Source organism: Hungatella hominis (genome assembly GCF_014288005.1).
GTDB classification, from domain to species: Bacteria; Bacillota; Clostridia; order Lachnospirales; family Lachnospiraceae; genus Hungatella; species Hungatella effluvii.
This window is the reverse complement of sequence record NZ_JACOPB010000026.1, coordinates 1-13,464: the sequence shown is the minus strand read 5'-3', so window position 1 is coordinate 13,464 and position 13,464 is coordinate 1. Positions and strand designations below refer to the sequence as shown.

The following is a 13,464-nucleotide window of genomic DNA, read 5'->3' as shown; positions in this document are numbered from 1 at the left end:
AGGAATCTATGGAAAAATGGAACTTTTATCTGTCCGGCATTTTATATGGTATCTGTGAACGGACAGAAGACCGGGTCTGCCATCGGCCGCTTGATGTACATACCGGTCTTTTTAAAGAATGGGAAGAGCTTACAGAGGATGAAACCTGGTACCTCGAGCTTGGGAAAATGGATGTCCGCAATATCCTTCTTAAGCTGCCTGACTACGAGGCGGGAATAAGCGAGGTCACAAAGGAAAAGGCAGCGCGCTTCACCACTCCCTCCGGAGAGATATATGAGAGAAAAAACGAAGACTCCTTTGTACAGCGAAACATTAAGTTTCCAGTCGATCTGATCACAGAAGAGGGAACCGTTATTGCTTTCGTCACTCCGTTTCGCGACCAGTGCGCGGTTCTGGTAAAAGATGGGTATGAAGACAGAACGATCCTGAAAGTTTGGAAGACAATGGGCGGGACCCCTCTTTTCACGGTGAAACCCCCAGTCACAGAGATGGTGGCAATGCGTGACAACATACGTCTGGCAACGGATATTTATCTGCCGGAGGGCGCGGGAAGAGTCCCCACCGTATTAGTGCGTACCCCTTATGGAAAAACCATTGGCACAGCCGCGTACTATCGTTTTGTACAGCGCGGCTACGCCGTGGTGATCCAGGATGTCCGCGGCCGGGAAGACAGCGAAGGCGAATGGCTTCCCATGTACTATGAAGTCGAGGACGGTGACGACACGCTGAACTGGATTGCCGGCCAGCCCTGGAGTGACGGCAGCGTCAGCATGACCGGAGGTTCCTACCTGGGCTATGTCCAGTGGGCAGCGGCGGCCAGCGGCAATCCGCATCTGAAAGCCATGCTCAGCAATGTCTGTGCCGGCAGTCCCTTCGTGGATGTTCCGCGAAGAGGCGGCTGCTTTAATTCCGGTATGCTCGCCTGGGCCTTCCTCGTCTCTGGACAGCATGCCAACCCGGAGCTCATGGCGAGAGACGACTGGGATGACGTTCTGAACATCCGTCCTCTGGAGGAGCTGGCGCCAAAAGCTCTCGGCTACGACATCCCATTTTTAAAGAAATGGCTCAGCCATATGGACTATGACGAATTGTGGCAGCGCGGAAACTGGAAGGAACGGACTGAAGCGAGCCGGGTCCCCGCTCTGATCATGTCCGGCTGGTTTGATGATAACGGCATGGGTACAACGGAAGCCCTGGAATTATATCGGGACTATCCGGAAAAGAAAGTCATTCTGGGTCCCTGGCTGCACAGCGGCAATGCGTCCTACGATCCGGGCGGCCTTGCGCTTGGCAGCAACGCCCTTCGCTACGACATGGATTTCATCTGCCTCGCCTGGCTGGAACACTATTTAAAAGGTGTAGATAACGGAATCGACCGGACACCGAAGGCAGAGTATTATACCTGTGGGTCCAACCAGTGGAAGACGGCCAGTAACTGGCCTGTACCAGAGACAAAAGAGCTGGTGCTCTATCTGGATGGCAGCCGCGAGGATGCGGCCGCATCAAACGGCGGTCTTCTGACTACGGACTCTCCGGTGCACGAATCTTCCGATTCTTATCTGTATAATCCGGAAGATCCGGCGATCCATCTTATTGACATGTCGGAAAATGAACTGGAGGTCCCTGCCGATTACGCGGAAGAAGAGAAACGGTCTGATGTCCTGTGCTATACCACCGAATGCCTGACCGAAGACTTAACGATTACCGGAGACGCCACCGCTGAGATTTTTCTTTCCTCCGACTGTGAGGATACCGATCTCGTCGTGCGCATCACAGATGTAGACGAAGCCGGCCGCTCCATGAAGCTGGCCGACGGAGTCTTATGCGTCCGCTACCGGAATCAGTTCGATCATCCCGATTTCATGGAGCCGGGCACGGTTTATCCGGTAAAGATCAGAACTACAAAAGTATCTCATACCTTCTTAAAAGGTCACCGCCTGAGAGTTACCATCACCTCCAGTGCGGAGAATTTCATCTTTCCAAACCGCAACACCCGTGATGGCTTCAACAGCGTGGCCATAAAGACCGCCCACAACCGCATTCACCGGGGCGGAAGCTGCGCTTCGCGGGTGGTTCTGCGGGAGGAGACGTAACGACAAAGAACAGGCTTCCAAATCTGAAATCCAGGGTTTGGGAGCCTGTTCTACGATACGGAGCAACTGTTTAATTTACCACTTTCGCCACACAAAATCCCGCCTCCAGGATCTCTTCTTTAAAATCACAGTCAAGATGTATGCAGGTAATCCTTCCTCTAAGGGAAGGATCCGCCACCATCTTCAGTGCATTGAAATTGCCATGCCCCGATTCAGCGGGTGCATAATTGGCGGTATCCAAATAGAGGTGTGTGAATTTCCCCGACCTCAGTCCATCAAGCATCTCACTGTCAACCAGCCCGCTGTCTCCACTATAATAGATTGTCTCCTCTCCGTCACCAATCTCATACCCGAAACACCCCATAGAGGGATCGTGATACACACGTCTCGCCTTAATCCCTAAAGGCAATTCCTCCGGCCACCAGGCAGTATATTCATAGATTTCACGATCAATCCCACATAATTTTAAATATACATTCAACCGCTCATCCGGATAGAAAACCTTGACACGAATTCCCTTTTTAAACCAGGAATAAGCAATTAAATCTCCCAGACTGCCAATGTGATCCGTGTGCATATGGGTAATAAGAACAGTAATGTGGCGAGCCTCCTTATATTCAGACAACTGATAGAGTTTGTGGAACACGAAAGACCCGCAGTCTATCAGATATAAAGTATCACCATGCAGGAAAAAGGCAGCTGTATTGCCCAGTTCCGGATAAAAAGCCGCTCCTGTTCCCAGGAAATGGAGTTCTAACATCTTGTGATTTCCGGCGCCTTCAATATTCCGGCTGATTGGAGGCAGTATTCATAGGACCAGGCATTCCCCTCGCTCCTCCAGTATTCCGGCGCCGCTTTATGGTCGGAATCATCACAATTATGGAGTGCACCAAATGTATTTAACCTGTTTCCAAACGCCGTAATGTCTATGCGCTGTTCTCCTTTCTCAATTTTTTCCGTTATCAGCTCATACGGTGAAAATGCGATATTCCCCTGCTTCTTCTCACGATAATCAACACGGAGAACCGGTGAACGAAACTTTCCCACCTTGATTTTCATCGGATGTCCTTTCCCTATAACACTTATGTGATAGGTCACATTTCCTCCATAAAACGGAAGTCCCTGTACTGTCCAGTCCCCGAAATCCAGGAAACCTGAAAATGTTGTCACCACTGCTCTGCGCCCAGTTACCTTAACACCAAACCCACCCAAAAGAAAAACCGCTTCCAGATTGGTCCTGCTGCCAAATAAACGGACCATACGAAGTTCATTCCAGCCCTTTTTCAGTCCCCCTAAAGTTACTTTTCGAATCCTCTTGTCCACATACCAGCCAACCGGCTCTCCTGTAATAGGATTCCCCTGCCAATAAACTTCAGTCTCTTCCGGCCGTTCCAGGGCCAGCCATACCTCCCTGACCTCACACTCCGAGTATATAAAGTAACGAAGTTCAACTTTGTGTATTTCTTCGTCCTCCTTCTGCTTTACCCATGGCTGAGGCCATGCCTCCATGCGCAGAGGATATCCCAGCCGTTTCCGTATTTCATTGTCAATCCTCAGTATTTCCTCTTCTTCCTTCCATTCCTCACCGTCCAATGAATACTCCGGCATATCTAATACGAGTACGTTCGGCTCAGACAGGGACACTCGCGTTCGTTTGCAGTATTGGACTTCCTGGCCTCTGCTTCCCCCTCTCTCCCCTTCTTCTCCAGCCTTTTCTCTAACTGCATATCCTTCTTGGCTTGCCTTCTCTCCTTTTGTCCGTGTCTCCTGCCCCTCTCTGAAAAATGGAGTTAAATGGATCAATACGCTGTCGTGCTCATAAATTCTTACCTTTGTCTCTGTCCATCCATCAAGGCCTGGCCGCGCTTCCATATCTTCTCCACAACCACTCACAGCATCCAGCCGCCGGCATAACCAACTCCCCCTCATTCGCACGGTTATAATCCGTGCTCTGGCCATATCCTTTTCTTTCGGGTTCTTTTTGTGCGCCATAAAAAGAAAACGTTCTGTTCCCTCTTCCCGAAGCTGGCAGATAACATCATCAATTCTCCCACGCCCCTGCTCGAATAATTCAACCTCTGAAAACTCCTGTAGTTCACTCAACAGGCTGCTTCTGATAAACGGAATTGTTTTACACTGCTCCGCCAGCCTCACTCCTTCACTGGAAAGCGTTCCATTCACACAGGCCGGAATTCTGCCACAAAAAACAACAGCGCCTCCCCTGCTGTGAAACTCCTTTAGTGCCTCCAGTGTCTCCCATCGGATCGTCTCCATATTTGGTACAATAACCACACGATACCTCATTTCCCCTACAGAAAAACCAGCCCCGGCACACCCTCTGTATAATTCCGGAAGCAGCGCCTCCGATATGAAATCAAAATCAAAACTGCCTCCGATCAGCCAGTCCGTCAATTGCAAAAACTGCTCATCCAGCTCCCTTACCCGTTCTCCCGTCTTTTCCAGTGTTCCCCAATGCAGCCAGCACGTTTCTATCGGATGAATTACCCCGATTCTTACAACTGCATTCCCCCGGCTCATGACAGACGAAATCCGGGCAAAATAGTCTTCCATCAGCCGATACTCCTGATACCATGGGGACTGGTAAAAAATAGAGGCAGGATAATCCCTTTTTGCTTCCCCTTCCATTGATGTCCAGGAAAGATGAGGTGCACGCATTGTAACCCCCAAAGCTGCCTGCCAGTCACCCTGAAGCTTATGCCCCCGAAAATCATAGTCCCAGTTCGTTACCCCGAACAGTTCACTGATCATATCGGATTTTCCATATTGATGAACGATGCTCTGCGCCTGTTTTGCAGTCGTATACTCATGCCGGTCGCAGAGAATGTCGATACCGGGAATTTCAAATGCCGGATAAATGCGCATCGCCTCCCCCACATACTGGGTCTGGGACGAGAGGAGCGGTTCCTTCATAAGATGACCGGTCAGAGCCAGTCTATGGTTCCTGCACCACTTACCAATCTGTCCGGCATAACTTTCGGCAAACATCTGGCTTGTCAAATCATGATAACAGTACCTGGCCAGGGAAACTCTGTCCTCCCAGTCATAGAACAATTCCGGCAGTGCATCCATCAGGTCAAAATGGTATTTCTCCAAAAACAGCTCTGGAAGTACATCCGTAAAAGGGAGAATGACCGTTTCCCGGCTTTCTATCCCCTCCGCCCGCTGCTTCGGTGTAAACTGAGGCTCATCCGTGAATATTCCAGGGATCATGCAGCCAAATTTATCGCCAAGCTTTAGACGGTATCCCTCATAGGTTATATCAATAAACTGCTTTATCGCTTCCGTATTTAATGTATCCACATACGACTGGCCATTAAACCATGGATTATTCCCTGAGATTTCCAGGTAAGCCCACCACAGAAAGGTCTGCTCTCCCTCCTCCGTCTGTGCCTTACGTAAGTTTATATCCTCCAGTTTTCGATACGATTTTAAATAACCATTCTTTCCAGTTACTTCATATATACCGTAAAATTTTCTTTCTCCACTCCTGACAGGGGCCGCAGAGGAAGTAAAACCTCTGTTCTCCACAATTTGTCCTTCCCTAAGCGGCTCTGGAGACCAGACCAAAAAACGGCTGCGGTTCGCCTTCTCCTTCGTCACGAGACCTCCTGCAAAGCCGGAAGGCCACCGGTCCTCGTCATAAAGCCACGGAATAAGCCCTGTTTCTTCCGCGCGGCTGCACGCATAATCAATTAGATCCATGAATTTTTCGCCTAAATAGGGGATATTCAGCCCCGTTCTGCTGTGAAGAAATACCCCTCCCATTCCCATCTCCTTAAAAATAGAAAGGCCGAAATCGATGTCTTCCTTTGTCATCTCTGTATTCCACGCCCAGAATGGAAACCCCCTGTATTCCACCGGCGGGTCTGCAAATATCTCTTCTGAAAATTCTTTCTGATTTACCCGATACACCTAACTACCTCCAACTCATCCCACCGAACCACGTTCAATATACTCCGATGGAGACACTCCCGTTACTGCTCTGAATATTCTGCTGAAATAGAACTGGTCCTTATAGCCCGCCATCATAGCGATATCCTTAATAAACATCTGTGGATTCCTCTCCATGATGCGTTTTGCCTTCTCAATGCGGACTGTGCGCAGATAGATATTAAACGATTGCATCCCATATTTCCGGAATATCATGTTTAAATAGGACTGAGACAGTCCGAATTCCCTGCAAACCGTGGAAACCGTGATATCTTCCGCCATATGCTGGTCAATATAGCACTTCATCGTGTCTAAAAACTGATTAGAATCCAGTTTTACTGCCTCTCTGTCCTCCTTCCAATACCGTATAAAGATACTTTTTAAGCTGTCGAACAGTTCTTCTACACTGCCAGCATAGTAAAATGCATCCTCCATCATCATCTCATCCTCAAATACATCCCCCCTAAAGTTCCTGTACTGCTGAATTTTAAGCGCCAGCTGCCTCACGAACCGCTCCAGACAGAGCTGCGGATAAGCCGCCCTTTCTGTACTCTTTATAAATTCCCATAGTCGTTCTAAGAGCATGTCATACTCTTTCTTCTCCAGGAAGCGTTCCATGCTCCTTAACGCCTCCTTATCATAGAGCTCCTTCCTCTTGTCCATGTCCTTTTCGCCTTCCTCCGCAAAAAATCTTTGGTTGACCCCTATGGACAGGCGGCTGTTTAAACTTCTGTATATCTGCTCCATAGCCTTAGGAACCCAGTTTCTTTCCACGGCCTTCTCTATCATCACCGTAGTCACAAAGTTGCTGTCATTCTTTTTTCTGAATGCCTCCTTCTCAATCATAAAACTGAATGCCAGATCGTTAAGTGCATTGGCAGGACAGATATAGAGAGCCTCCCTCTCATCACGCCCATACACAAATATCGTATCTTCCAGCTCAGAGAGCATTTCCATTCCATAATTCCCGGTAAAACGCCTTGGAAGCCCATTTTCCCGAATGACAGCCAGATAGTATTCCTCTTCCGGAAAATATGCTCTGATTTCATCCTCATCGGCCTTTTCTCCGGCCACCACCTGACGTACCAGTACTTTCCGCTGTTCATACATCCTGCCTTTCAACTTTTTAATAATCGGGGCAGCTGATGTTACAAAATTAGCTGGTGTCATTGGTTTTAAAACATAATCAGAAACTCCGATCGAAAGAGCTTCTTTTACATATTTAAATTCCTGATAACCGCTTACCAGAAGAATCTGTGCCTCAGGATTCATTTCCCTGATGGCTTTTACCATAAGAAGGCCATCCATAACCGGCATCTTAACGTCACTTACCACCAGATCCGGTTCCAGCACCTGGTACTCCGCCAGACCTTCCAGTCCATTTTCCGCCGTTCCCACCACGTTCAAATCAGGACATTTCATTTTTATTATATTGCAGATATACTCCACTGCACTTGGCTCATCGTCCACTACCAATACTCGAAACATCTTCCCCCGCTCCTGCCGATACTGGCACCGTTATGACTACGGTTGTCCCGCTTTCCAGTCCCATAATCTCCAGTTTCACATCATCGCCAAAAAACAGTACGAGACGAGCATAGGTATTAAGCAGACCCATACCGCCAATTTCCATCTCGATGTTTTCATGACGGTTTAGCAGACTATCCCTCATTCGTATCATCTGCTGTTCCACCGTCTCTTTTTTAATCCCTTCTCCGTTATCAGTGAATACCACAATCCAGTGTTCTCCCGACTCCGTAAGCTTTATGGTAACAGTTATCTTCATCACGTCATTTTTCCCGTTAAACCCATGCTTAATGGAATTTTCTACAATTTGTTGAAACGCAATTTTAGGTACCAGCTGACTGCCAAGCGTCTCATCCACCTCGATAAGATATTCCAACTTATGCTGATACCGAAGCTTCATCAGATACAGATACTGCTTCAAATAGATTAACTCCTCCGCTATCGTGGCATAACGTATTTTATTGCCAGTGGCATAGCGAAGCATACCGGACAAGCTTCCACAAATTTCACAGATGGTTTCGTCCCCCAACATCAGTCCCCTCGAAGAGATAACGTTCAATACATTATGAAAAAAATGAGGATTAATCTGAGCCTGCAGAAGATCGTATCTTGCCTGAAGCTGCAGATAGGATAAGTTCTTCTCCTGAATCAGGGATTCCTTCAGTCTCCGTAAAATCCTTTCATATGTATTCGTAAGAGCTGTAATCTCGTCCATGCTGTTCTCTATATGGATTGCTTCCCCCATATTCTCTGTATTAGTCTGCTCCATCTGCCTGCGCAGCTCGTTAATCGGCCGCGCAAGATTCTGTGATATACGGACAATAAACAAGATAGACAGTGACACGAAAAGAAGCAGAATCCAGAATGCCATCCATAGTGGACCGGACATCTTCTGCGTAATGACACGTCTGTCCTCTGCCAGCAAAATTGTAACTCCTGTAAGTTCAGAGTAGACACTGGACACGATCTCATTACGGCCCGTCACAGGGTTCTTTCTATCCGTTACTGTGTGCTTCTCACTCTTACCCAGCCCCTCATAGTACTGCATCATCTCTTCGTTTTCAAGTCCATATAGGGCGCCTCCCCCATCGTATACAGCGGCTACCCGAATATTGTCATCAAAAATCTCAAAGATGCGTTTCAGCGAATCTTCTGTCTTCTGTACCTCTAAATATCCCATATTGCTGCCTAAAATCTCCCGGATGACCCCATATATGACAGGTGAGGCCTTCATTCCCCAGGGATCCTCATGAGGCAGAACCAGTCCTGTCCTTCCTTTCTTACCCGTAGCGCCTGTTATCCATACCTCCTGTTCCTCTGGAATCATATTTTTGATCTTTCGTTCATCAAAATCATAGCTTGCAAATATGTCGCCACGATTATTATAAATTAAAACCCTGTAAAAATTTTTCACAATATGGTAGGTGTTCAGTCTGATCATAATCTTCTTTTTCGCTTCTACCCGATAATCGCTGTCCTCATAAATGGTAGCCAGAATTTTTAAATTATCCAGAATCACAGGGTCAGAAAGAAGAGACTCTGTCATCTCCTGCATGGATCGGTATTCCATCTCCAATTGCTGCATCATCTGTCCTGACAGGGTCTGTAAGTAAGAATACTCCTGTTCCGCGTACCGTTTTCGGGAGGAATTATAATACAGCACAATTATAATCACCACAGATATAAAAAGAAGAAGTACATAATTCAACAGAATTTTTCGCTGAAACCTCATACCATTCCCCACCTTTTCCGGGCGTAGCTGACCTTATGCCTCAACCTAGCCTTTGACCGCCCCCGCCGTCATACCATCAACAATTCTATCATTCAGTATAAAGAAAATTATGAGCATAGGCAAGACAATCAGTATCACATCCGCAAATAATAAATTGTAAGAACTGGAAAATTGCCCCATAAAACTGTATAGTGTCAGCTGAAGCGTTACATTCTTTGTTCCTGGAAGAAAATACAGCGGATTCATAAAATCATTAAAAACGGAAACCATATTGAGAATCGTAACTGTGGCACTCACTGGTTTTAGCAGTGGAAATACAACCGTCCAGAACATCTTCCATTGGGAGCATCCATCGATATATCCGGCATCCTCCAGTTCAATGGGAATTGATGCCATAAATCCCCGATACAGCATGACAGTAAACGGAGTATGAAGCGCCACCTCGATAAGAATCATCCCCACCATAGTTTTGTAAAGGCCTACACTTTGCAGTACCCAGATCGTAGGCATAATGGCTGGCGGCACCATAAGGCCAACCAGAATTACAGCGTTTGCGGCTGTAATTTTTCTGTCGCTGCGCCTCTGCAGCACATATCCGGCCATAGATGAAAATACAACCAGCAGCAGAATGGAAAAGAACGCCAGAATAAAGCTATTCTTATACGCCCGCAGCAGCATATAGTTCTGCTCCTTTATGACGTCAAGAAAGTTTTCAAAATGTACGCTTTCCGGTAGTGAAAGCCTCAACTGGTTAGCCGATTTTCTGTCTTTTAAAGAATTAACGAGCATAAATAAAAAAGGAATAACAAATATAATAAACCCCGATACAACACCGACTGCAGTCGCTGCAAAACACCGTATATTTTTCTTCTTCATTTTAACTGCCCTCCTATTCTTCACGGCTGATCAGAAACTTCTGCAGAGGATAAGCAATGAGTCCAATTACTACCAGCATAATAACGTTTCCTGCTGTAGAGAGGCCGTAATATCCCGCGGCGAACTGTTTATATACAGAAAGTGCGATTACTTCGGTTGCAGTCCCCGGCCCTCCCTCTGTCATGGCTTTAATTAAGTCAAATGTTTTCATACCTGTCACCAGCGCCAGGATAATAACAGAATTCATTGCCGGCCGGCATAATGGCATTGTGATATAACGCAGAAGCTGAATCCCTCTCGCTCCATCCACCTCCGCCGCCTCATAATAAATCCTGTCTATGGCCTGGATTCCAGAAATAAAGATGACCGTTGCGACTCCCAGTCCTTTCCATACATCTGTACCTATAACAGAAAATAATGCAATATCCGGGTTTCCAAGCCAGTTAATCCCTTGTCCTCCAAAAAATATAATAACTTTATTAAACAATCCCCTGGATGGATGCATCAATGCCGCAAATGTAATTCCTACAGCAACAGAACTGACCAGATGAGGAAAAAACACCATTGACCTCAGGGTTCTTTTTAAGCGGATATTCCCGGTTAGATATACGGCCAGAAAAAAGCCCAGCACGACTTTTATGGCACAAGTGGAAAACGCGTAGAGAAACGTGTTGATGATGCTACGGCTGAGCGCTTTATCTTTAAAGAACATTTTAAAATTTTCCAGTCCTACAAAAGTGACATTCGTAAAGCTCCAGACTGTCAGGCTAAAATAAAGAGAGATAATAAGTGGTAATATAAAAAGTCCGATAAAAACCACCAACGTAGGCGCTAAAAACCATCCGGAATATCGTTTTTTCTGTTTCAAAACTCTCACCTGCTTTCACAAAAGAGGATGTTTCCACATCCTCTTTTATTTTCAATCACTTATTTTGAATCAACTATTTCCAATCGAGTCCAAGCTGAAGCGCCTGGAGCTTACAGTCCTCGTCATAATCGGAAGCGGCCTCTTTTCCAGTAGTTAGACCAGATATCAGTGACTGCGTAATAGTAGAACAATTCGCACCTTTCACTGCTGTCTCAAATTCCATGGCAACTTTTGCTTTATTATGATCAAAGTAAGCCTGCATATCATTTTTTACTGCATCATAAGAGTTATCCGGAAGAGAGTACCCCTTAATACAGTACGGACCATCGGGAAGTATTGCTCCCGCGTATGCATTCAGTGCTTCGTCCGAAATATAGAACTCCATAAAGCGAAGTATGTCGTCCTTCTTATCGGAATTGATATTCCCATAAAGGGAATTGGGCATCCAAACGGTCAGGCCATGATCATCCGCCTTATCTCCTGGAACCCCAAATACACCTATCTTATTAACCGTGTCTTCTCCATATAAAGAATAAATATTGGACAGAGCCTGCGTCAGGCTGATCCAATGAGCCCCCTCTCCGTTAGCCAGCATATCGCAAGCTTCATCATATGTAGTTGCCGTGTGTCCTTCCTGCAGATAGCCCCACGCATCTTCATACTTCTCCCAGCTTCTTATAGCCGCCGGATCTGAAGCATATTTTGCATTTCCTTTTTCAAATTCTGCTACAAAATTTGGATTGGCTGACACCAGGTTATAGTGGTCACCTAAGAACAGCACCTGTGTCATGGATTTTTTTGCCGTAGAGCTAATATAGGCGGTATACCCCGCTGCTTTTATCTTCTCACAGTTAGATATGAATTCAGCCCATGTATCAGGGATCTTCAATCCCAATTCTTCATAAATTGGCTTATAGTACATAACTGCACCTGCCTGCGTAGATGCAAATGGAACACCATAGACAGCCCCATTTACAGTAACAGAATTCTTATAGGTCTCATCATACTTTTCTACAAAAGGCTGGTCGGTTAAGTCAATAAAATACTCAGAAGGATTTAATGCGTCCAGCAGAGAACCTGAGTTATATACCAGCAGGTCCGTCATCTCTCCGGAGGCAAGTCTCGTCTTAAGCACACTGTCATCTACCTTGTACTCGATCTCAATCGTAATTCCAAGCTTTTCTTTCGCTAGATCGCACACGGCCTGGAGTCCGTCTAAAGATACGTTGTTGTCAATCAAAAGAGATAATGTCACGTCTTTCTTTTCCGCTTGTGTGGTTTCCTCTTCTTTTGCAGTTTCCTCTGCTTTCGTGGTCTCTTCTGCTCTTGTAGTTTCTTCTGCGCTTGTCTCCACAGCTGCTGTCTGGTTTGCAGAGCCGGAACATCCGGAAAGAGAAGATACTGCTGTCAGTGCAGCCAGTGTCCATGCTAAGATGTGTCTGTTTTTTCTCATAAAATACCCTCCTTCAATACTGATTACCATTGTCTATTTACAGAAGCCTGTTAAAGTATCCTTATTATAGCATACCGGCCTTAACATACGACATGGACAATCCGCCAGAGTTGAATGCAGAAATTCATCTCTTCTCTTTGGAAACGCATTGCATTGGCAGCAGAATTAAAAAAGCGGATTTCCATATCTTAGAAATCCGCTTCCGTATTAGTTTTTGTGCACTGTCGAATCTGTATCTGCTACCGGAAAATAAACCGTATACATCTCTCTGCCAATATTTTTCAAAGGCTTGAAACAGAAATTCCGTTCCTGTCCTACCGTCCGGTAATCCTCCTTCCAGTGCTCCCACTCCCGCTCATGGGAAGGAGTCAGGATCGACTGTGGATTGTCCTTATTTCCGTGAAACCGGACTTCATCGGTGGAGCCAGCTCTCTCCAGCCGTCTGTCCTCCGGTTGCGAAGCTTCCCCGCCTGTTTACAGCCAGCTGCCAGTAGTTCTCCACTACTTTTCTGTATTGCTCCTCTCCTGTCATTTCATAGGCTCTGGCACAGCCATGAATCTCCGGTATTGTCGCATTGGCGTTATAAAGGTAAACTATGCAGCTGGATGAAAAAAACGGATTTCCATTTCTGGAAATCCGTTTTCTTACATAATAAAAGCGCGAGACGGGGATCGAACCCGCGACCCCAACCTTGGCAAGGTTGTACTCCACCACTGAGCCACTCGCGCTTATTCTATAAAAACGAAGCGACTCTCATCTCTCCGTTTTCTCTTAGGGCATATACCCTCAAAACCACACATTGTACATATCTTTCATCCGTTCTTACTTCCTCTGCCATTTCTGACAACCTAAACCAACTTGGTTAAGCCCTCGACCTATTAGTGACAGTCAGCTGCACATGTTGCCATGCTTCCACCTCTGCCCTATCTACCTCGTCGTCTTCAAGGGGTCTTACTCTTGCGA

The 13,464-nt window shown here is 46.4% G+C and carries 9 protein-coding genes, 1 tRNA gene and 1 rRNA gene; 1 reads left to right on the top strand and 10 read right to left on the bottom strand.

From position 1 onward, the window contains the following. Positions 1 to 8: 8 nt before the first annotated feature. Positions 9 to 2,093: a CocE/NonD family hydrolase gene (locus H8S75_RS29665; RefSeq protein ID WP_187024586.1), complete on the top strand. Its 2,085-nt coding sequence runs from the start codon at positions 9 to 11 to the stop codon at positions 2,091 to 2,093. Between the two features lie 70 nt (positions 2,094 to 2,163). Here the strand turns inward: H8S75_RS29665 and H8S75_RS29660 are convergent, their stop codons facing one another. The 10 genes from H8S75_RS29660 to H8S75_RS29620 all read right to left on the bottom strand — a co-directional run. Further along, positions 2,164 to 2,853, bottom strand: a complete 690-nt coding sequence (locus H8S75_RS29660) for an MBL fold metallo-hydrolase (RefSeq protein WP_187024585.1) — start codon at positions 2,851 to 2,853, stop codon at positions 2,164 to 2,166. Next, positions 2,847 to 6,026, bottom strand: coding sequence for a hypothetical protein (locus H8S75_RS29655; RefSeq protein WP_187024584.1), 3,180 nt, complete (start codon positions 6,024 to 6,026; stop codon positions 2,847 to 2,849). The genes H8S75_RS29660 and H8S75_RS29655 overlap by 7 nt, the downstream gene beginning before the upstream one ends. A 15-nt stretch (positions 6,027 to 6,041) precedes the next feature. Continuing rightward, complete coding sequence (locus tag H8S75_RS29650; protein ID WP_187024583.1) at positions 6,042 to 7,532, bottom strand: response regulator transcription factor; 1,491 nt, start codon at positions 7,530 to 7,532, stop codon at positions 6,042 to 6,044. Continuing rightward, entirely contained in the window at positions 7,504 to 9,303 is a 1,800-nt protein-coding gene (locus H8S75_RS29645; RefSeq protein WP_187024582.1) for a sensor histidine kinase, read from the bottom strand. Before H8S75_RS29645 ends, H8S75_RS29650 begins: the two co-directional genes overlap by 29 nt. A gap of 45 nt (positions 9,304 to 9,348) precedes the next feature. Continuing rightward, complete coding sequence (locus H8S75_RS29640) at positions 9,349 to 10,179, bottom strand: carbohydrate ABC transporter permease (protein WP_110326140.1); 831 nt, start codon at positions 10,177 to 10,179, stop codon at positions 9,349 to 9,351. Between the two features lie 13 nt (positions 10,180 to 10,192). Next, positions 10,193 to 10,891, bottom strand: coding sequence for a carbohydrate ABC transporter permease (locus H8S75_RS29635; RefSeq protein WP_243270522.1), 699 nt, complete (start codon positions 10,889 to 10,891; stop codon positions 10,193 to 10,195). A 229-nt stretch (positions 10,892 to 11,120) separates the two neighbouring features. Beyond that, entirely contained in the window at positions 11,121 to 12,500 is a 1,380-nt protein-coding gene (locus tag H8S75_RS29630) for an ABC transporter substrate-binding protein (protein WP_187024580.1), read from the bottom strand. A gap of 412 nt (positions 12,501 to 12,912) precedes the next feature. Beyond that, complete coding sequence (locus H8S75_RS33485; RefSeq protein WP_349769014.1) at positions 12,913 to 13,098, bottom strand: beta-L-arabinofuranosidase domain-containing protein; 186 nt, start codon at positions 13,096 to 13,098, stop codon at positions 12,913 to 12,915. Positions 13,099 to 13,157: 59 nt separating this feature from the next. Next, positions 13,158 to 13,229 (bottom strand) — tRNA-Gly (locus H8S75_RS29625). Positions 13,230 to 13,359: 130 nt separating this feature from the next. Continuing rightward, positions 13,360 to 13,464: ribosomal RNA gene (locus H8S75_RS29620) — 23S ribosomal RNA — on the bottom strand; the annotation flags it as partial.

Excerpts from the sequence above, each read along its gene's own strand:
- H8S75_RS29645 (WP_187024582.1), bottom strand. The coding sequence starts at position 9,303 with ATGAGGTTTCAGCGAAAAATTCTGTTGAATTATGTACTTCTTCTTTTT.
- H8S75_RS29665 (WP_187024586.1), top strand. The coding sequence starts at position 9 with ATGGAAAAATGGAACTTTTATCTGTCCGGCATTTTATATGGTATCTGT.
- H8S75_RS29640 (WP_110326140.1), bottom strand. The coding sequence starts at position 10,179 with ATGAAGAAGAAAAATATACGGTGTTTTGCAGCGACTGCAGTCGGTGTT.
- H8S75_RS29630 (WP_187024580.1), bottom strand. The coding sequence starts at position 12,500 with ATGAGAAAAAACAGACACATCTTAGCATGGACACTGGCTGCACTGACA.
- H8S75_RS29660 (WP_187024585.1), bottom strand. The coding sequence starts at position 2,853 with ATGTTAGAACTCCATTTCCTGGGAACAGGAGCGGCTTTTTATCCGGAA.
- H8S75_RS29635 (WP_243270522.1), bottom strand. The coding sequence starts at position 10,891 with ATGTTCTTTAAAGATAAAGCGCTCAGCCGTAGCATCATCAACACGTTT.
- H8S75_RS29650 (WP_187024583.1), bottom strand. The coding sequence starts at position 7,532 with ATGTTTCGAGTATTGGTAGTGGACGATGAGCCAAGTGCAGTGGAGTAT.